Source organism: Staphylococcus equorum, assembly GCF_029024965.1.
Taxonomy (GTDB): Bacteria; Bacillota; Bacilli; order Staphylococcales; family Staphylococcaceae; genus Staphylococcus; species Staphylococcus equorum.
This window is the reverse complement of the sequence record NZ_CP118982.1, coordinates 201,039-222,606: the sequence shown is the minus strand read 5'-3', so window position 1 is coordinate 222,606 and position 21,568 is coordinate 201,039. Positions and strand designations below refer to the sequence as shown.

The 21,568-nt window shown below is 31.6% G+C and carries 19 protein-coding genes and 1 riboswitch; of the genes, 9 read left to right on the top strand and 10 right to left on the bottom strand.

Annotated features, from left to right (window positions below; genetic code table 11):
- Positions 1 to 24: 24 nt before the first annotated feature.
- Positions 25 to 133: riboswitch (TPP riboswitch) on the bottom strand.
- 162 nt (positions 134 to 295) lie between these two features.
- The 5 genes from xylB (PYW44_RS00985) to PYW44_RS00965 form a co-directional block, all read right to left on the bottom strand.
- A complete protein-coding gene (gene xylB / locus PYW44_RS00985) occupies positions 296 to 1,792 on the bottom strand; it encodes a xylulokinase (protein WP_021338921.1) in 1,497 nt (498 codons plus the stop codon).
- A 167-nt stretch (positions 1,793 to 1,959) separates the two neighbouring features.
- The gene (locus PYW44_RS00980; RefSeq protein ID WP_002506448.1) at positions 1,960 to 2,883 is read right to left on the bottom strand and encodes an AEC family transporter; all 924 of its coding nucleotides are present in this window, start codon (positions 2,881 to 2,883) and stop codon (positions 1,960 to 1,962) included.
- A gap of 738 nt (positions 2,884 to 3,621) precedes the next feature.
- Positions 3,622 to 4,176: a DUF4064 domain-containing protein gene (locus PYW44_RS00975; protein ID WP_021338923.1), complete on the bottom strand. Its 555-nt coding sequence runs from the start codon at positions 4,174 to 4,176 to the stop codon at positions 3,622 to 3,624.
- A gap of 156 nt (positions 4,177 to 4,332) precedes the next feature.
- The gene (locus PYW44_RS00970) at positions 4,333 to 4,794 is read right to left on the bottom strand and encodes a MarR family winged helix-turn-helix transcriptional regulator (RefSeq protein WP_021338924.1); all 462 of its coding nucleotides are present in this window, start codon (positions 4,792 to 4,794) and stop codon (positions 4,333 to 4,335) included.
- Positions 4,795 to 4,821: 27 nt separating this feature from the next.
- The gene (locus PYW44_RS00965) at positions 4,822 to 6,255 is read right to left on the bottom strand and encodes a YhgE/Pip family protein (RefSeq protein WP_021338925.1); all 1,434 of its coding nucleotides are present in this window, start codon (positions 6,253 to 6,255) and stop codon (positions 4,822 to 4,824) included.
- Between the two features lie 547 nt (positions 6,256 to 6,802).
- Between PYW44_RS00965 and PYW44_RS00960 the strand changes: the two genes are divergently transcribed.
- From PYW44_RS00960 to xylE, 8 genes are all read left to right on the top strand, one after another.
- A complete protein-coding gene (locus PYW44_RS00960; RefSeq protein WP_021338927.1) occupies positions 6,803 to 7,378 on the top strand; it encodes a CPBP family intramembrane glutamic endopeptidase in 576 nt (191 codons plus the stop codon).
- 15 nt (positions 7,379 to 7,393) lie between these two features.
- Positions 7,394 to 7,828: an Msa family membrane protein gene (locus PYW44_RS13370; protein ID WP_021338928.1), complete on the top strand. Its 435-nt coding sequence runs from the start codon at positions 7,394 to 7,396 to the stop codon at positions 7,826 to 7,828.
- Complete coding sequence (locus PYW44_RS00955) at positions 7,812 to 8,693, top strand: ABC transporter ATP-binding protein (RefSeq protein ID WP_021338929.1); 882 nt, start codon at positions 7,812 to 7,814, stop codon at positions 8,691 to 8,693. Before PYW44_RS13370 ends, PYW44_RS00955 begins: the two co-directional genes overlap by 17 nt.
- A gap of 121 nt (positions 8,694 to 8,814) precedes the next feature.
- On the top strand, positions 8,815 to 9,450 hold the full coding sequence (locus tag PYW44_RS00950; RefSeq protein WP_226957267.1) for an amino acid transporter: 636 nt from the start codon (positions 8,815 to 8,817) through the stop codon (positions 9,448 to 9,450).
- Positions 9,451 to 9,851: 401 nt separating this feature from the next.
- Positions 9,852 to 10,988: an ROK family transcriptional regulator gene (locus PYW44_RS00945; RefSeq protein WP_021338931.1), complete on the top strand. Its 1,137-nt coding sequence runs from the start codon at positions 9,852 to 9,854 to the stop codon at positions 10,986 to 10,988.
- Positions 10,989 to 11,131: 143 nt separating this feature from the next.
- On the top strand, positions 11,132 to 12,454 hold the full coding sequence (xylA, locus tag PYW44_RS00940; protein WP_021338932.1) for a xylose isomerase: 1,323 nt from the start codon (positions 11,132 to 11,134) through the stop codon (positions 12,452 to 12,454).
- A 5-nt stretch (positions 12,455 to 12,459) separates the two neighbouring features.
- Complete coding sequence (gene xylB / locus PYW44_RS00935) at positions 12,460 to 13,950, top strand: xylulokinase (RefSeq protein ID WP_021338933.1); 1,491 nt, start codon at positions 12,460 to 12,462, stop codon at positions 13,948 to 13,950.
- A 20-nt stretch (positions 13,951 to 13,970) separates the two neighbouring features.
- A complete protein-coding gene (gene xylE / locus PYW44_RS00930) occupies positions 13,971 to 15,419 on the top strand; it encodes a D-xylose transporter XylE (RefSeq protein ID WP_021338934.1) in 1,449 nt (482 codons plus the stop codon).
- A gap of 187 nt (positions 15,420 to 15,606) precedes the next feature.
- Here xylE and PYW44_RS00925 read toward each other — a convergent pair whose 3' ends face one another.
- Positions 15,607 to 16,701 carry an ABC transporter permease gene (locus tag PYW44_RS00925; RefSeq protein ID WP_021338935.1) on the bottom strand — a complete coding sequence of 365 codons (1,095 nt, stop codon included), beginning with the start codon at positions 16,699 to 16,701 and terminating at the stop codon, positions 15,607 to 15,609.
- Positions 16,701 to 17,426, bottom strand: a complete 726-nt coding sequence (locus PYW44_RS00920; RefSeq protein ID WP_021338936.1) for an ABC transporter ATP-binding protein — start codon at positions 17,424 to 17,426, stop codon at positions 16,701 to 16,703. The genes PYW44_RS00925 and PYW44_RS00920 overlap by 1 nt, the downstream gene beginning before the upstream one ends.
- Before the next feature lie 245 nt (positions 17,427 to 17,671).
- On the opposite strand from PYW44_RS00920, the gene PYW44_RS00915 reads away from it, so the two are divergent.
- Positions 17,672 to 17,770, top strand: a complete 99-nt coding sequence (locus PYW44_RS00915; protein ID WP_021338937.1) for a beta-class phenol-soluble modulin — start codon at positions 17,672 to 17,674, stop codon at positions 17,768 to 17,770.
- A 186-nt stretch (positions 17,771 to 17,956) separates the two neighbouring features.
- On the opposite strand, the gene PYW44_RS00910 is transcribed toward PYW44_RS00915, so the two are convergent.
- From PYW44_RS00910 to PYW44_RS00900, 3 genes are all read right to left on the bottom strand, one after another.
- A complete protein-coding gene (locus PYW44_RS00910) occupies positions 17,957 to 19,366 on the bottom strand; it encodes a sugar porter family MFS transporter (protein ID WP_021338938.1) in 1,410 nt (469 codons plus the stop codon).
- A gap of 72 nt (positions 19,367 to 19,438) precedes the next feature.
- Positions 19,439 to 20,860: an L-arabinose isomerase gene (gene araA / locus PYW44_RS00905; RefSeq protein WP_115075930.1), complete on the bottom strand. Its 1,422-nt coding sequence runs from the start codon at positions 20,858 to 20,860 to the stop codon at positions 19,439 to 19,441.
- Positions 20,861 to 20,872: 12 nt separating this feature from the next.
- Positions 20,873 to 21,568 (bottom strand): L-ribulose-5-phosphate 4-epimerase, encoded by a 696-nt coding sequence (locus PYW44_RS00900; RefSeq protein ID WP_002506429.1) that lies wholly within the window; start codon positions 21,566 to 21,568, stop codon positions 20,873 to 20,875.

Below are 21,568 nucleotides of genomic sequence, written 5' to 3'. Positions count from 1 at the left end.
ATGACGTTGGATTAACGAATTCGCATGTTTATAACGCCACTTTCCTACGCCAGTACAAACTGGATCAGGTTCAAGGAATTCCCAAGTTACTACTTCGGTCTCAGCCTTATGCAAGGCACTTCCAGTGGTTATTTAAGCTATTTAATTTTTATAATAATTATTAAATATGTGTTGAAGAATTATTACATACAACTTAACCTATTCCATTGATTATTTCAAGTGGTATTATAATTTAAGTTGTTTTTAAGTGTTAAAGTAGATACTATTACTTATTTTTAAATAATTCAACTAGTAACTATTTTTTACTTTTAGATATTTCTAGTAAACTAGCTGTAAGACTTTGAGTTTGTCGATATACACTTTTATATAAAGCAAAATATTGCATATATTGTTTGTGTTTCTCACTATCTGGTTTAAAAGATTTTTCATAACGTATAAATTGCTTTGTAGCCGCTTCGATACTTTCATACCATCCTAGACCACATACAGCCAAGATTGCCGCACCCATACAAGGCCCTTCTTCATACTTCAATTTACTAATTTCAGCATTAAATATATCGGCTTGTAATTGCAACCAAAAGTCGCTTTTTGCCCCGCCACCGATAGACACGATATGTTGAATATCTTTACCACAATCGCGTAAATATTTTATCGACTCGAATAAAGAAAAGGTTATACCTTCAATAACTGCCCGTGCCATGTCACCACTACTATGTAAGCCACTTAAACCTATAAAGCTCCCTCTGATGTTGGAATCCCCATGTGGCGTGCGTTCTCCCGATAGATATGGTGTGAATAATAATCCATTACTGCCAACCTGTGATTGACTCGCCATGGTAATGATTTCATCATAGCTTAAATATCCTAATATATTTCGGCGTAGCCACTGCAAACTGTCACCAGCAGCAAGTGTCACGCCCATAACATAAGCCATATCTTCTAAAGCATGATTAAAATAATGCATATTCCGGCGATACTCCGTATGTTTTTCACTTTCACATGATAAGACCACGCCTGAAGTGCCAATACTACAAAGTGTTTCATTGGTTTTAATCATTCCCGCACCAAGCGCTCCACATGCATTATCACCACCACCTGCAATAACAGCCACTTGCCCATTTAGTCCGAGTTTTGTTGCTATCTTCTCGTCCATATAACCAACTAATTTATGTGAAGCTACAAGTTTAGGGTAAATATTATGAATATCAAATTGTTCACCAATATTTTCATCCCAAGCTTTGCACTTATGATCAAATAATAATGTACTTGAGGCATCTGAATATTCCATATTTAACTTGCCAGTTAATTTGAATCGAACATAATCCTTAGGTAATAAAAACACTTTCGTATTGCGCCAATGTTCAGGTTCATTTTCCTTTATCCATAATAATTTCGTAAGGGTAAAACCTTCTAATACAGGATTATCTAACACATAATCACCTAGTTTTTCTCTAATAACTTCACATTGAGGTGTAGTCCTTGTATCGTTCCAAAGAATTGCATTTCGTAGTGGTTCGCCATTATCGTCCAATATTACTAAACTATGCATTTGTCCTGAAAGTGATAGTCCGCTAATATGCATATGCTTAACTTCATCTGTCACCATTAATCGCTTAATACATCGTTTAGTTGCTTTAAACCACGCTTCTGGATGTTGTTCATTAAACCCATTTTGTGGCTGTATGATGTCTAGAGATTCGCTTGCACTCTGTAAAACTTTACCATGTCTATTTACTGCTATTACTTTAACAGAGCTTGTTCCAATATCAATACCTAACACTGCATCAGTCAATTTAATCGGTCCTTTATAAATAGATTTTAAATTTTTATTTCGTAATATGTGATATACGACCTATTTATAACACGTCCGATAAATAAATCAAAATTCTAAAAAAGAGAGCGGGAATATAAAATCAAATTATGATTTCATATTCCCGCTCCACTAGGTTGTCTAGATATTTAAAATAGAATTCTAGAAAAATAGATGACGATGACTACTGTTACTGCACTTAGTAGTGTTGATAAGAAGACCAATTGCGCAGCAAGTTCTGGGTGGTTATCATATTCTTGCGCAATAACTGAACTATTTACCGATGTTGGCATAGCAGAAGCGATAAATAACGTTTGTGCAATCACGCCTTCTAAACCAAGTAATTTAATAATCACTAAAGCAATAAGTGGACCAATAACTAGTCTCACAAATATATAAATATAAGAAATTGACCATTTAAAGCTGAATTTAATATTCGCAATTTGAGCCCCTAGCAATAATAATGCAACAGCAATCATTGCATCCGCCACGTAATTTGCTGGCGTCCAAATAAATTCTGGTATTGGCACATTATTATAATTTAAAATAATAGCTAACACCAAAGCGTATAAAACTGGCATTTTAAAATATCCAAGTAGCGCCTGTAATTTCCCTATTTGCAACGACTGAATCGCAAAAATTCCGTATGAAAAAGTGAATATATTTTGTAATGACAATACAATAACTTGCACAGACATAGCTAATGGATCGCCTTTAAACACTAAATCATTAACTGGAACGCCATAGTTGCCTGAATTGAAAAACAGAATGCTATTCGTCAACGTTGTTGCTTCCCCTTTATCTGTTTTACGAATAGTAGACAACAGCTTACCAATTATATATAGGACGACCATATACAAAATAAAGAAAATGACTATGTAAAATAAAAGCTTTATAGCGAAATCTGTTTTATAAAACTTCACAAATATAAACCCTGGTACAAATACATATATATTTAATTTAGCTAGCGTCTTTAAATCTAATGTGAATTTCTTTTGTAAAATAAACCCTAAAAAAATCATGATAAAAATAGGTAAAAGTACAGTTTGTAAAATATACAACATCTCACTCATTATATTCCCCCTTTGTTCAAAATCATATATGAATTAGACTTATATAAATTAATTATTATAGTTTATGATAGCAGAATATTAATTAATTTACTGTTTGTCTGACTAATAAAATATTTTTCATCTTTATATTTACATATGAAATAAAAAACGGATTGTTTAACGTGAAACAATCCGTTTTTTATAAATATTTTATGTATGGAATTTCATTTTTAAGATTCTGAAATCTAGACTCTTTTTAATTTGGTCGTCTGAAAAAATATATATCCAAACCACTATGAATTCCACATACTGAGTCGAGAATTAGACTTCTGCTAGTCTTCCTTCACTAAGAGGTAAGGCTAACCTTTGGGTAAAATGCCAATTTCATGCGGAAATTAGCTCTATTTTGTAATTAAGTATTCTAAGTTTAGTGTTCCTTTCAAATACTTAATTTTTTATTTCTTGCGGTTTCTTTTTTTCTCTTCTAACACTGACATCACTATAAATCCAACTACCAAAATAGGTAATAGCATTCCAATTACCATCATCATATTTTTCACCCCATTTTAATATCAGAAAATAGCCTGATAACAATTAATTTAATTGAATAGCTCTTTATTAAAATATAACATATTTTTTACGGTTTTATGAATGTGAATATGACTATAATATGTCTATTTTATTTATAATTTGAAAAACTAGATTTCCAATCATCTGGAAACCTAGTTTGTTTTTGATCCATTTAATTATCGAGTTTAATTAGTATTTATATGGATCATTATAATCTTGTTTCGTTTTTCCATCTAAATCATCAAAGTCTTTTAAATCTTGATCTTGATTAGAATTAGATCTTTCATATGACTCATTCACTGCGTCTTGTTTATTGTCATTATACATTTCACCTTCACCATGAATCGGTTGTTTTGGTTTTCTCACTAATAACATAACACCTGCAACAATCCATAATATCGCATTTATCCAGTTTCCTAAGAATGAAATGACACCTACTAGAATAAGTAAGATTCCGGCTGCTTTAGCTTTTTTATTTATTAAAATAGCTCCAATGATTGCAATGATCAAAATTACTATAGATAAAACCAAGCCTGCTGTTAATAAACTACTCAACATACCGAAGATATTTGTACCATCTTCATATGAGAAGCTTGGATCATCTGCCATCATTTGTTGAATGACTGTTTCTTTCACCTCATTGTTACCTATCATTGGTATGAAAACTGCGATAAGAACTACACCAATTAATTGCAATGCAATACCTATCCATGTGAGTACGCGTTCAGTTGTTCTTTTTATCATAATCGTGCGCCTCCTATTTCTATTTATTCGCTTCAATTACAATGCTAATTATACTAATTGTTAATATTTAAGTCTATTCATTATAAACAAAATATGTTTGAAATAATAAATAATATAATAACAAAAAAGGCTCGCATTGTATGCGAGTCTTTTTTGTCAGTTTTTATGTGCTTTAAATGCGTCATTAAGACGCGACAATTGGTCTACAAACTCATGTACTTCATCTGTTGTAAATTTGTCACCTATACGTTCTTTAACAGCTTCAATCATAACTGAATTTGCCTTTTTTAAAAAAGTCTCCCCTTCTGTACTGAGTTTAACTAATTTAATACGTTTATTATCTGTATAGGCTCTTTCAACGTAGCCCATTTCTTCTAATTTAACGATACGTTTAGAAGCTGCCGTTTTAAATATATTTTGCAACATTGCAAGTGCATTAATCGTCACTTTACCTTCAGTTTGTATTATTCTCATTGCTTCAATTTGTTCTCTTGATAGAAAATTACCTAAACCTGTTTCCTTTATCATTTCTACAATTTCTTTATTTAAATGCAACATAACAAACTGAAATTTGGTAATGGCTTCTTCTATCGTTTGATTGATGTTTTCATTTTCCATACTTTTCACCCCTATATTGCTTTAGCTTTATTTAAATTCCACTGAAAACGGAACTTTTTCTCTCTTGTTAAACCATAATAGCACTAAGAATTGTAATAATATCATTCCAATAATAATAGCACTTAATAGTATTACAATGAAACTAAAGTCAAAGTGTCCGGCATTGGTAAAGATTGCTTCTCTATATCCTTGAATCGCATAGGACATTGGAGAAAATGGATGAATCCATCTAAAGAAACTGGCTGAAAGTTCAATTGGGAACATACCTTCACTTGAACTCAATTGTAATATGAGTAATAACATGGATAAGAATAATCCAATTCTATCCAAGAATAATGCTAAGAATGACGTAATCGTTATTGCAGCAATAGCCCATAAGAAGCTCACTAATAGGAACTGGCCTACGTTGTCAATCGACATATTGAATGCAAATATAACCCAACTACTCATAAACAATGCTGATAAACTACCTTGCAGAAGATAAAGTAATAGCTTACCAAGAGCTTGTTTAGTTGAGGAAACGCCTTTGTTTAATGTTTTTCTCAATGGATAAATCGCACTAAATGACACTGCTCCAACAAATAAACTTACACTCGCCATATAAGGTACAATTGTTTCGCCATAATTGTCAGCCTCAGTAGGATTATTTTCATTTATTTTCGTTACATTATTTAATGCTTTTTCATTGTCATCTTCAAGTGAAACATCTTGCTGACTCGTGATTGCTTCATCTAACTTAGCTTTTAATTGGTCATTATTTTCCTGTAATTGATTTAAACCATCAGTAACTTGGTCATTACCTGATAATAATTGCTGTGCAGGTTGTCCTACGGCTGGGACTAATTGTTGCAAGCCATCACTGACTTGCTGATTACCATCAATTAATTGTGACTCTGCATTAGACATTTCGCCTAGTGCGTCAGATGTATCTTGATAACCATCTTCTGATTTTTTCGTACTCGCAAATATTTCAGTTAAGTAATTTTCACGAATATCATCTTTAATTGTGTCTGTTACTGTATCAATTGCTTTCTGAGCAGTTTGACTACCCGTGTAACTTGATCCCGGATTAACTTGCGTTTCTAAATTAATTTTTTTAGGATTTTCATCTAGTAATGTCGTTGCATTTTTAGATGCGTCTTTAGGTACAATAATTGTTCCCACACTATTACCTTTTTCCAATTCATGTGCAGCTTTTTTCTCGGAAACTGCTTGGAATTTAAAATCCTCATTATCTTTTAATTCATCTACTAAATCATCGCCAATTGTTATTTTTTCACCATTTAATTTGGCTGATTCGTCTTGATTTACAATAGATATTTCCAATTGATCTGTCTTATCATATGGGTCCCAAATTGAGCCTACAAATAGTGCCACATAAATTAGAGGGATAAGTGCTATGGCTATAAGAGATACGATCAACATTTTATTTCTGAATATAAATTTAAATTCATTAAACATTTACTATCTACCTTTCTTTTTAAAATTGTACACCCCATGTACTATTAGTTTGAAAATAATCCCAAACGCTATAAACATTGCGTTATGGAGAGTATTAATCCTTAAATTTATCTATTTTTTAAATATGTGGAGTGTTTTTATTTATACAGTACACCCCATGTACATTTTTATATAATACGCTCTTGAAAATAACTTGTCAATCATAAAATTCAACTTCTAAAAATACTATTTTTGTTTTATCTTTATATTATGAATTTTAACATATTTAAAAAATAATGAATTTAATGTGATATATCATACATAAAATGTTCATAATTTTCTGATTTTATTATATTGACCGATTTATGAAAACGCATTATATTAAAATCAAATAACAGAATGGAGGTTTTGCATATGAAATCTTTATTAGATTTATTTAGTCTAAATGAAGTGAATTTGTGGATTTTCAAGTTCGGTAGAAAAGGCAAAAAATGGTATTTTTAATCTTTGTTATTGAAGGTGTGTTAGTACACACCTTCTTCTTAATATCTAAGAAAGGTCAATATTTATGAAGAAAATAGAAGCAATTGTAATTGCAACATTACTTATAGTTGTCTCTGGTGTGAGTTTAAATATAATGCTTATGCTTTCAGTATCTATTCTAGATAATTCTTCCGCTCTTATATACTATATAATTTTTATGCTTATTTTTATCATTTCATTCATTGGATTACCCACTTTACTTGTAATGTATTTATTTAAAAAGCATTTACGTATTTGGTACTTACAAATTTTTAATTATAAACGTTTAATTTTTATATTTATTATTATTTTGCCTTTTTCTTTATTTTTAATTGGAAAGGCAGCAACAACTGAGTATTTTATTGTAGCTATTTGTGAAGAATTTCTATTTAGACATATTTTACTAATACTCTTATTAAGCGTCTTTAACAAATCATCAAGTTTTATAATAGGTTCTTTTTTATTTTCCTTAATCTTACATATTAATGGCGATCTCATAGTTAATTTATGTACAAAATTCCCAAGCAGCTTAATTATGTATTGGCTCGCAGATAAATATAAATTACAAGATGCCATCGCTTTCCATTGGTTGTATAATATTTTGATTTACAAGTTTTCTTAAAAGGAGTTTGTTTTTATGAAAAGAGTATTCAACAAATCTAATATCATTTTTTCATTTATATTAAATCTTGTATTCTCTTTTATAATGTCTTTAATAAATGTCAATTTAGGATTAATATTTATGATTTTGGGATTACTTATTTTTCCATTACTATCAAATATTCTTTCTATTATTTTTAGCAAGAATACATATAACTTAGTATCTTTATTTATAATGGCTCTGTTCAATATTTTATATTATTACATTGTGTCAAACTCTATAATGTCTAATCCAAAATTCAAAGAAATTAGTGATGATTTTACAACTGAGAAGAACGATTTTTATATAGAAATAAATCAAAATTTACTTACCATCCCTCAATTTATCTTTTCATTTTTAATATACTTTTGTTTAACTTATTTAATCTTAAAAATATTTTTTAAAGGAGAACATAATGTTAAAAATAGATAATCTTTATAAACGCTTTAAAAATTCTGACTTCAATGTGCTTGATGGTGTTTCTTTAACGATTAATAAAGGTGATATTATTGGATTAATCGGTAAAAATGGCGCTGGTAAGACTACATTAATGAAAATTATTGCTAAGTCTAAAAAACCAACTTCAGGATCTATCACTTTAAACGGTATAGATATTTTTAAAAATAATAACGTTATGAAAAACGTAGGCATTATGATTGATACAGTTTATTTCAAACACTTTTCCGCTAAAAAAAATTTGATTTACTACTTAAAAGTAAATAATAAGGAAAAATATCTTGATAATATCGATAATGTTCTAGAACTTGTTGGACTGGCACATACTAAAAATAAAAAAGTGAAAGACTTTTCCTTTGGTATGAAACAAAGATTATCTTTGGCGATGTGTTTACTAGATGAACCTGAATTAGCAATTATGGATGAACCTTTTGTTGGTCTCGATCCTGACGGTGTTAAAACGCTCATTAGCGCTTTGAGAACATGGGTGGAAGAAAGAAACATTGCGCTTCTTATTTCAAGTCACCAGTTAAACGAATTATCCGAGGTTTGTGATAAATTCGTTATTATAAAAAATGGAAAACTTCATCATATTGATTACAACAAAGACCAAGCTTTAAAAATTGTAGTTAAGGAACAAATTCATCCTGAGCATAGACAAGAATTATTAGACCTATTTACAACAATAAAAAATATTTCTATGAATGAAATTTCTATTGAAATCGATTCTGCGGAGTATAACGATATTATGAAATATGTAGTTAATCATTACACATTAGTAAATACAGTCAATGAACAAGATAATTTATATCACCATTATGATGAATTTGAAAGGCAGTGAGAAAATGCTTACTAAACATATATTTTGTAATATATCCACTCGCAATTCAGCTTTAATTTTTTACTTAATTGCGCTTTATCCGTTTTTATATTTAATTACACTAATCCTCCCTACTAATTTTATGCAAATAAATGGAGAAACAAATGGACTCACCGGACTAGATTTCTATTATGGTGTTTTAGCTGCTCAATCTCAATTTGCTGTACCATTAATTTTAGTTACTTATTTTATTAGTTTTCTTTTTTATGAAGAGTATGAATCTGGTCGTTTAATTTTTTATAAAGATATTAGCCGTACATATCTCTATAACTCTAAAATAGCTGCTTTATTATCTATGTATGTTATTTATTTCATTCTATTGTTCATTGCTTCTCAAGTTTTATATTTTACATATATTATTAAATTCAATTATGCTTCGGGAGATTTTTTATCATCTTCTGCAAGTATTAACTACAGTGATATTTTAGGCATTATAGGTATCTATGGTATTACATTAATAGCTATTTTCTTTGGAATTATGTTATCTATGAAACTCTCAACAGGTTTTAACATACTTGGTGTGGTCATATTATTAATGATAATGTCTGCTGCCCCACTCATTCATGGATTTAAATATTTCTTTCCTAACAGTTATGAAGAAGCAAATAATATCAGTGAATTCTTTACTAAACTAGTAATTATTATTTTAATAACACTCGTTTACTCTATCGTATGTTATCTCGCAGGTTTAAAAATGTTCAAACGCTTAGAATATTAACTTAAAACATCAAAATGGATAATTGATTATAATCTGTTTTTAAGAATGGCAATGATTTGGGCTGTCTCATAACTAGTTAATAAAGTGCTAGCTGGATACTACAGGATATGCCCGCGGAAATCTTGTATATAATAATTGCCAACAAAGTCGGAGGTTTTGTCGACACTCTAAAATAATCTAAACATAAAAATGTTTAGATTATTTTTATGTTTTATCTTCATAATTACCATTTTTTTAATCTGTCTACTATAATATATAATATAAGACTTGTATCACTAATATTACTTGCTAACATAACTTTATCTATAATCTATAACTTTGGTGTAATGTGTTACACTGTTGTAATATTAGACAAAAATCGCATTTAAACCCTGTTTAAACTTATAAGAGGTAATTAAAAAATGGAAAATAATTTAAAAATCAGTATGAATGAAAGACGTGTATTAAAACAAATCTTCAATAATCATAATATTTCACGCACTCAGATATCTAAGAATTTAGAAATCAATAAAGCCACTATTTCTAATATATTAAATGCTTTGAAAAAGAAATCCTTAGTCATTGAAGTGGGCGAAGGTAATAGTACGAAAAGCGGAGGACGCAAACCAATCCTCCTAAAAATCAACAAACATTATGGCTATTATATTTCTATGGATTTAACATATAGCTCTGTAGAATTAATGTACAATTATTTTGATGGTACCGTGTTAAAACATGAATCATATAACTTACCTGACAAAAAAGTGAGTAGCATCTTGGCTATATTAAAAACAAATATACCTACTTCTGAAAGCTATGATACTTCCTATGGCTTGTTGGGCATGTCTGTCTCAATTCACGGTATTGTAGATCACAATCAAACTATTATTCACCTTCCCTTCCATGAAAGTGAAGGCATTTCCATTACAGATGAGTTAAGATCACTGACTCAAGTTCCAGTAATTATTGAAAACGAAGCAAACTTATCTGCAATTTATGAAAGAAGCATCCATAGTAATTCAGAAATGAGAAATTTAATTGCTCTAAGTATTCACAAAGGCATTGGTGCAGGTTTAATCATCGATAAAAAATTATATCGTGGCTCTAATGGTGAAGCTGGCGAAATCGGTAAAACGCTCGTTCTTCAAAATGGTGAAACATACAACACAATTGAAAATATTTGCTCTCAAGAAGCATTAATTCAAAGTATTAGTAATAAATTTGAACAAAATATATCACTTTCAGAACTTATCGAACTTTATCATCAACATAATGATATTGTTATTCAAGAAATTGAATATTTTACAACTAAAATTGCAGTATTAGTTCACAATTTAAATACGCAATTTAATCCGGATATGATTTATGTTAACTGCACATTAATCAATGAATTACCTATTATTTTAGATTCGATTAAAACACAGCTACATCAATATTCGACTCATTCCGTACAACTCAATCTTACTACGAATGTGAAACACGCAACCTTATTAGGTGGCTCAATCGCAATTATGCAGAAATTATTAAACATTGATGATATTCAATTAAAATCTAACTAAACAAGCACACCCTTTTACATTTTTGTAGAAGGGTTATTTTTGAAATATTTTAGAAAGCGTTTACAAAAATAATTTTCCGTGCTATATTATCTCTAAAGTTAGTTTGTTTAATAAACTAACCAACTAGTTATAGGAGGATTATCATGACATATTTCAATATTGATAAAGTAAATTACGAAGGACCTAAATCAAATAATGTTTTTAGTTTTAAATATTATAATCCCGAAGAAAAAGTAGGCGACAAAACAATGGCAGAACACCTAAGATTTGGTGTGGCTTATTGGCATACATTTACAGCTGACTTATCTGACCCATTCGGTGTTGGTACAGCTGAACGTGATTGGGATAACTTAAGTGACATGGATAAAGCTAAAGCAAGAGTTGATGCAATTTTCGAATTTATGGAAAAAACACGTATTGATTATTTCTGTTTCCACGATATAGATATCGCTCCAGAAGGTGCAACATTAAAAGAATCTAATGAAAATTTAGATATCATTGTAGACCTTATTAAAGAAAAAATGGATCAAACTGGTAAAAAATTACTTTGGAATACGACAAACAACTTTACACACGAACGTTTCGTACATGGTGCAGCAACTTCTTCTAACGCTGAAGTTTTCGCATATGCCGCTGCAAAAGTTAAGAAATCATTAGAAATCGCAAAAAAATTAGGCGCTGAAAACTTTGTTTTCTGGGGCGGACGTGAAGGTTATGAAAGTTTACTAAACACAGACATGAAATTAGAGTTAGACAACTTAGCTAATTTCTTAAAATTGGCTAAAAGCTATGCAGAAGAAATTGGTTATACAGGACAATTCTTAATTGAACCTAAACCAAAAGAACCTACAACACACCAATATGATACTGATGTTGCGACTTCACATGCTTTCTTACAAAAATATGACTTAGATAAAACATTCAAATTCAATATTGAAGCAAACCATGCAACATTAGCTGGTCACACTTTCCAACATGAATTAAGATATGCACGTGATAATGATTTATTAGGTTCAGTAGATGCAAACCAAGGTCACCCACTATTAGGTTGGGACACAGACGAATTCCCTACTGACGTCTATGATACAACATTAGCAATGTACGAAATCTTAAAAAATGGTGGATTAAATCCAGGTGGTTTGAACTTCGATGCTAAGCCAAGAAGAACTTCATTCAAACAAGAAGATTTAATTTTAACGCATATCGCTGGTATGGATACATTTGCACTTGGTTTAAAAGTAGCACACAAAATGATTGAAGATAATTTCTTTGAAAATATTGTAGATGAAAAATATAAATCTTTTGCTGAAGGTATTGGTAAAAAAATAGTTGAAGGTAATACTTCATTTAAAGAATTAGAGGAATATGCTTTCAACATTAAGGAGATTGATAATACTTCTGATCGTTTAGAAGTAATTAAAGCTCAAATGAATCAATATATTTTAAACATTAATAATGGAGACTGATAAAAATGACTTATGTAATCGGTATAGATATTGGTACAAGTTCCTTAAAGTCTATTGTTGTTAATAAAAATGGAGACGTTGTAGATTCATACAGCGTCTCTTATCATACGCTGCATCCTAAATCTGGATACAGTGAAATGAATCCAGATATCTGGTATGACGCAACAATTGAGAGTTTAAAACATTTATTAAACAAATATGCACAAAAAGAAATTACTGGCATTAGTTTTTCAGGTCAAATGCACGGCCTAGTGGTTATTGATCAAGCAGGTGCAGTCATTAGACCTGCTATTTTATGGAATGACACACGCACATCTAATGAAGTTGATGAAATCAAAAATAAATTAGGTCTCGACGCACTACTGAAATTCACACAAAACACTGTGTTAGAAGGATTTACATTACCTAAACTAATGTGGCTTAAAAATAATGAAATTGATAATTACAACAAAATTCATAAATTCATGTTGCCAAAGGATTACATTGTTTATAAATTAACTGGCAACATTTTTACAGAACCTTCAGACGCTGCAGGTACAATTATGTTTAGCGTGAAAGAAGAAAATTGGTCTACTGAACTACTAAATAGTTTAGATATTGACACATCTATTTGTCCAGATATCATTGCTTCTCATGAAAAAAGTGGTCAATTAACTGACAACGTGAAAAAAGCTTTAAACATCGATTGGGATATCAATGTTTATCAAGGGGGCGCAGATAACGCATGTGGCGCTTTAGGCTCTGGTATCACAGATGAACAAAAGCAATTGGTAAGTATTGGTACTTCTGGCGTAGCACTCTCCATTGAAAATAATACTGACTATGAAAATGATGGCAATGTGCATTACTTTAATCACTGTGTGCCTGATCAAAAATACATTATGGGAGTTACTTTATCCGCTGGTTATAGTCTGGAATGGTTAAAACAACTACTAGACCCTGATGCAGATTTTGCTGCATTCTTAAAAACGATTTCTGATTCTGATGTTGGGTCGAATGGATTAATGTACACACCTTATTTACTCGGTGAACGTACACCACATAATGACGCGGCAGTTAGAGGCAGCTTTATCGGTTTGGATGCGAATACCACACAACTCGATATGAAACGTTCTGTTATCGAAGGTATCACATATTCTATAAATGAAAGCATTCAAATCATGAAAAACAACGGTATTAACATTAAGGAAATTGTTTCTATCGGGGGCGGCGCAAAAAATCATGAATGGCTCCAAATCCAAGCAGATGTTTTCGATGCAGCTATCACCACAAGAACTGAAGAACAAGGTCCAGCTTATGGGGCAGCGATGTTAGCAGCCATGGGTGAAGCGTGGTTTGATACTTTCAATGAAATGAGTCAATCATGGATTACATATGATCAAAAAGTATCTCCTATTGAAGAAAATAGTAAATCATACCACAACTTATTTGATATTTATAAAACAATCTATGACGCTACACAACCAGTAACTCAAAAACTAAGTAAATTTAAGTGATTTATCAAGGGGATGGATATATGTCAACTTATAATAATAAGAAGTTTATCTTTAAAATAGCTTTAATCGCAACGCTTGGTGGGTTGTTATTCGGCTATGACACTGCAGTTATTTCTGGTGCTGAACAATCTCTCCAGAAATATTTAACTAAAGATTACGGTAGCTTTATCCATGGCATTACAGTTTCTAGTGCCTTAATCGGCTGTATTATTGGTGGCTTGTTATCTTCAAGTTTCTCAAGTCGTCTCGGTCGTAAAAAATCATTACAAATAGCTGCTATTTTATTTATAGTTTCTGCGCTTTTATCAGGCTATCCGGAGTTTTTATTTTTTGAACCAGGTGAATCCAGTCTTGCTTTACTGATAACATTTAATCTATATCGTGTCATCGGTGGAATTGGCGTGGGATTAGCCTCTGCAATATCTCCAATGTATATTAGTGAAATTGCACCTTCTTCTATAAGAGGGAGACTTGTTTCATGGAACCAATTCGCTATTATATTTGGTATGTTAGTCGTTTATTTTGTAAACTATGGTATCACTTTCGGTCAATCTCAAAGCTGGATTGAACTAATCGGATGGCGTTATATGTTTATGACTGAAGCAATACCAGCAATTGCATTTTTCTTTTTATTATTTTTAGTACCTGAAACACCAAGGTATTTATCTTTAAATAATAGAAACACTGAAGCACTTACAGTATTAAATAGAATATACTCTTCTAAAAATCATGCACAGAACGTTTTAAACGATATCTTATCAACTAAAAATAAACTAACAGATGTAAAAGCACCATTATTTAGTTTTGGTAAAACTGTGATTATTATCGGTATTTTATTATCTATTTTCCAACAATTCATCGGTATCAACGTGGCATTGTATTATGCACCTCGTATTTTTGAAAATTTAGGTGCAGGTGAGAATACCTCAATGATACAAACTGTTGTGATGGGATTAGTAAACGTAATATTCACCGTTATCGCTATATTATACGTCGATAAATTTGGTCGTAAGCCTTTATTAATTATCGGTTCTACTGGTATGGCAATTGGAATGATCGGAATGAGTACACTCGCTGCTAATGGTGCGTTTGGCATTACAACATTAATATTCTTAGTTATATATACTGCATCATTTATGATGAGTTGGGGACCAATTATCTGGGTGTTATTATCAGAAATATTCCCTAACAGAATTAGAAGTGGCGCGATGGCTATAGCTGTCGCAGTACAATGGTTAGCAAACTTTACAATTACTTCTACTTACCCATCTATGATGGATATTAGCGGTACAATGACTTATGGATTTTACGCACTGATGAGTATTTTATCTGGCTTGTTCGTATGGAAATTCATTCCAGAAACAAAAGGTAAAACACTAGAAGAATTAGAAAAAGTTTGGATTAAAGACAAAGATAAACAAGTTTCTAATAATGTGGAAGAAGTTCAAAGTAATAACTCAGCACAGTAAAATTCGAAGTTAATGTATAGATATTTCCACTATCGTTAAACTTAAAAACAATTATATATTTTTACGAAACAGACTAAATTATAGAAATTAATAAAAACACTTTCGCTGGATTCATATTTAAATAAATTTACGCGAAAGTGTTTTTTAGTTTTATATTTTAATGTGTGTAAAAATTCAAATTTATTCTTTATACTTTTCTGTAACGTTTAAGACCAATGATATTTAGTATTGTAAATATCAAAATGAATAGCAACAGTATAACAATATCGAACCAAATAAATTCAAATCCCTGTCCCTTAATCATTACATTGGTCAGCGCATCACCGGCATATCTTAACGGAAATACATAGCCAATAGCACTGACCCAATTGGCAATGCTATCTAAGGGGATAAGTCCAGAGAAAAAGACTTGAGGTATAACAACTAACGGTATAAATTGAACCATTTGAAATTCTGAATTTGCAAAAGTTGAAACAAACAAACCAATAGCTAAAGCAGCTAATGCAATAAGTATATTAATTAATAATACCCACCAGATACTTCCTACAACTTCAACTTTCAGTAAGTATATCGAATAAAATACAATAATTAATGTTTGTAATATCGCAAACAAACCATAACCTGCTAAATAACCAAAGACAATTTCACTTCTTTTAACAGATGTTGCAAGTACACGTTCTAAAGTCCCTCTCGTACGTTCTCTTAAAAGTGCTATACCAGAAACTAAGAATACAAAGAAAAAGACAAAGAAACCTATGAGAATTGGAAATATTTTATCAAAAAATGTGCTGTCAGCATCACCATAAAGATAATGACTATCTATGCTCAATGCCTCTGCCTGTTGTCCATTGCCTTGTTTCATGTTGTCCGGTATCTTTTCAACAATGTTAGTCATATCTTGCATCTTATTTTTTTGGATTGCACTCGCTAACAATTGCTTCGTTGACCCTGTAAGACTTGGATCTTCATTTTTATAAGTAACTTCTAGATTAGGCCCTTTTTGTTCAATATATGCATCCAAATCTGAATCCACAATTGTATCTTTAATTGAGCTAGGCGCATCATATTTTTCAATATCTACTTTATCTGAAGGCAAAGCGTTCACAATTTCATCTGATACTGAGGCATTCACCCCCATTTTTATATTTGTTTCATTATTAGTATCAAATATAAAATACATCAATGTTAAAACCAAAATAGGTGCAAATAACATTAAAGCTAACGTTCTTTTATCTCGTAATAATTCTTTAATAACTCTGATAAAAATCGCCTTAAATCTCATTATTTCACCTCCGCTTCTGCTTTTATAAACACTTCTTCTATAGAATCAGCTTCGAATTTATCTTTTAATTCTTGAGGTGTTCCAATCGTAAATAATTTTCCTTCAACAATTAAGCCTATATAATCACAACGTTCCGCTTCTCCCATAACATGTGTTGTAACAATCACCGATTTTCCCTTATTTGCTAATTCATTCAATTGCTTCCAAACATCTTTTCTAAGCTTAGGATCAATACCAACCGTAGGCTCATCTAAAATAATAAGGCTGGGGTTAGCTAACAGTGTTATAGCCAAAGAAAGTCTACGTTTCATACCACCTGAAAAATGAGAAACTATCTTTCCTAATTCATGTTCTAAATTCACTATTTTTGTATTTTCAGCAATTGCTTCTTCTAATTTCTTACCTTTTAACCCCATCAAGTTCCCAAAAAACACTAAATTTTCTCGTGCTGTTAATGACTCATACAAAGCATCACTTTGACCCATATAGCCTATTTCATTCAATACTTTGCGATTAGGTATTTGTTTATTGAATATTTGAGCCTGTCCTTCATCTAAACTTTCCATACCCATTAAACATTTTATTGTCGTAGTTTTTCCTGAACCACTAGGACCAATCAACCCTAATATTTCTCCCTCAGTTAATTCTATATTAATGCCATCTAAGACTTTCTTTTGATCATAATATTTTATTGCGTTTGTTAACTTTGCTACAAGGTCAGCCATAGAGTTCCCTCTCCCATGTAAATTATTGTTTATAAAACGAGTATATACCTCTCATTTGTAAAATCAATTTAGCACTAAAAAATATCCAATTCTTACAATTCCAATTAAATAAGTAATATTACACTTAAGCATAAAAATCCGCTAGTTAGGCATTTTCAAGCAAATTGACAGGGAAATATTTTATATTGTAGTTTATAAATTAAAACTTTGTTTTAATTTTAAATACTTGGAAAGGGGTGTTTTATATGTCAGCAATCATAGAAGCACTAAATAATGCCATCCAAGCAGGTATCGCTCATGATTGGGTAACTATGGGTACAAGGCATTGCGAGTGCATTAGCTAGCGGTGTAGACTTTGTTTTAGGTTTCTTAAAATAAAGTCATTTTCCTCACAAAAAAGGACCTTCTCTAAAATCACGTGTGATATTTTTAGAGAGGGTCTTAAATTTAACTTCTAAACATTTGTAGTTTTTGAAAATAAAAAAGACTAGGACATAAATATATGTTCCAGTCTCAAAGTAATATCTTAATTATACTTTTTCAGTTTGTGCTTGTGCTTTTTCATTGTTTGAGGCATGTGAAGCACCGATTGCTTCGATTTCTTCTAGTGTACGTCCTCTAGATTCTGGAACGAATTTTTTCACAAACAGTACGCCGAGTATACAAATGATGCCGAATATCGCAAATACGATTTGTTGTGGGAAATACACTGTCATAATTGGGAATAGTAATCCAACTAAGAAAGAACCAATCCAATTTAATGAAGATGCTGCACCTGAAGCAAATCCTCTAATTGCTAATGGGAATATTTCTCCAACGATAACCCATGTTAACGGCGCCCATGTAAATGAATAGAACGCTACATAAATACTTAAAAATACAACAATGAGCATTGGATTCGCATTTGGTAATATCAAATTAATGATTGCTGGTAATATGAATGATAATCCCATCACAGTACCACCTAACATAAGTAATGTTCTTCTGTTAAATTTATCTGCTATCCAAATGAAGAGTAATGATCCTAATACTAAAATCACACCTTGAATAATTGGCCACATTAAAGCTGTACTTGCTGAGCTACCTGTAGCTTGTTCAACAATTAATGGAATATAATAGAATATTGCATTTGCCCCTTGGAATTGTTGGAACGCAGCTACACCCAATCCAGCGATAACTAAATATTTATATTTGCCACTAAATAACGTTGCTAATGATTGGTTTACTTTATTCTTACTTTCTATTTGAATAGTCTTGTTTATTTCTTCAAATTCTTTATCTACGTTTTGGTTATTTCTAAGGTTGCTTAAGACTATTTTAGCTTCTTTAAATTTATTATTTTTAATTAAAAATCTTGGAGACTCTGGTAATTTTAATACGCCCCAGAATAAAATGACTGCTGGAACTGCTGCTGCACCTAACATTAATCTCCAACCCATTTCAACAGGTAAACCTCTTAAGAAATAGTCTACGATGTATGATAATAACATCCCAGATACAATCATTGTTTGATTCATACCAGACAATTGACCACGGTACTTAGCTGGAGCCATTTCTGACATGTAAGCTGGTACTAATGCTGATGCAGCACCAACTGCTAATCCAAGAATTACCCTTGATATAATTAAGAAATAACTACCATCATGTGGTGCGATGCCTGACAAAACAGAACCAATTACGAAAATGATTGCAGAAATTAAAATCATTTTCCTTCTACCAAGCGTATCAGATAATTTACCTGCTAAAATACCACCAAATATTGCGCCTAGCATTACTGACGAGGTAATTAACCCAATTATAAATCCACTATTAATATTCCAGTCTTCTCTTAAAAATGGTAACGCTCCGGTCATAACACCTATGTCATAACCAAAAAGTATCCCACCAAAAGCGCCGAAGAAATAGATAAAGCGATTCGAAACTTTACTGTTTATTTTCATCCCATTCACCCTTTTTTAAAACAAAATATGCCTTACATTACGTTATTTGATTAACGACAAATCTACTGTAATTTAATTTATTAATGTATATTCTGAATCAAACATGTTTAATAATATTTCTATTTGCGATGTATTCAATTTAAGTGACAGTACTGTGTGATGACCGCCGCCTTCTTCAATCCAACGTTTCACGCCTTGTTCTAATGATGGTTTAACATCCCATAACACTCTAGCTACTGGTAAGTTAGGTGCAGGTTCATCTAATTGTTTAGCAGTAATTTCATTCACAATAAACTTGAAGTGTGTGCCAAGATCCATCATTGTGACCACTACGCCGTCGCCAGCTTTTCCATCGAATACTAATCTTGCTGGATCTTCTTTACCACCTATACCTAGGGGATTTACAACGATTTTAGGTTTCGTGTCTGCTAATGTTGGATCAACTTCCAACATATGTGCGCCTAGTATATGTGATTGGTGACTTCTTAAGTCGTACGTATAATCTTCCATGAACCCTGTTGCTTCATTTTCTGCAGCAATTTTAAGTAAGCGGTCTAAAGCAGCAGTCTTCCAATCACCTTCACCTGCAAATCCGTAACCTTGTTCATTAAGTCTTTGTACTGCTAAACCTGGTAATTGTTTCATGCCATGTAAATCTTCAAAGTTAGAAGTGAAAGCAGTATATCCACCCTCATCTAAAAAGCGTTTAATCGCAATTTCATATTTTATTTGTTCTTTAACAGAAGCATTAAATGCGTCTTTACTGTACGCTCTGTATTCAAAGTCATATAAATCTTCATATGATTTAAATAATTGATCTACTTCTGAATCTGTTACTTGATTCACATATTCTACTAAATCACCTATACCAAAATAATCTACAGTCCAACCGTATTGGATTTGTGCTTCGATTTTATCCCCTTCAGTAACAGCTACATTACGCATGTTGTCACCAAATCTTGCAACTTTTAAGTTGAAGCTTTCATTATAAGCATTGGCTACAACCATCCATTCTCTTAATTGCTTTTGTACATTTTCATCTTTCCAATGTCCAAAAATAATTTCATTTTTCTTATTAAGACGGCGGTTAATATAACCGTATTCTCTATCACCATGCGCTGATTGATGTAAATTCATATAATCCATATCAATGTTTTCCCATGAAATATCATTGTTGTATTGAGTTGCTAAATGTAATAATGGTTTTTGTAATAATTTAGTACCTCTAATCCACATTTTCGCTGGTGAAAATGTATGCATCCATGTAATCACACCTAAAATATCATCACGATAATTCGCTTCTTTCATAATATCTGTAATAACATCTGCAGAAATTGCTAATTTCGTTTGTAATTCTATTTCAAACGGTAATTGTGCCTGCGCGTTTAATTCGTCCGTAATATTTTGTGCATTTTGTTTAACTTGTGCGAGTGCATCATCACCATAAAGTTCTTGTGATCCAATCACAAACCAGAATTTTTTTGTTGTAGCCATTTTGTTTCCTCCTTAGTTTTGTCCGTAATAGGCATTTGCGCCGTGTTTTCTTTCAAAGTGTTTATCAAGTACTGCTTTAGGTAATGTTTCTGCGAATGGATTTAATTGTCTTGTGAAGATATTCATCTTACATACTTCTTCTAACACTACTGCGTTCATCACAGCTTTTTCACAATTATCTCCCCAAATAAATGGTGCGTGACCATGCAATAATACTGCAGGTACTTCATGTGGGTTGATACCTTTTTCTTTAAATGTTTCAACAATGACATTGCCTGTTTCATACTCATAATCTTTATTGATTTCTTCAGTCGTTAAAAATCTAGCACACGGAATTTCGCCGTAGAATGTATCTGCATGTGTTGTTCCCATAGCTGGCACGTTCAATCCTGATTGCGCCCACGTTGTTGCCCATGGTGAATGCGTATGTACGACACTGCCAATATCACCAAATTCTTTATAAAGGACAGCATGCGTTGGCATATCTGAAGAAGGTTTTAAATCTCCTTCAACCACTTCACAATCTAAATTACAAACCACCATATCTTCTGGTTTCATGACATCGTAATCTACGCCACTCGGCTTGATAACAAATAATTGCGATTCTGCATCAAAGGCACTCACATTACCCCATGTGTATTTAATCAATCCTCGGTTTGGCAATTCTAAATTTGCCTTAAAAACTTCAGCTTTTAACGTTTCTAACAT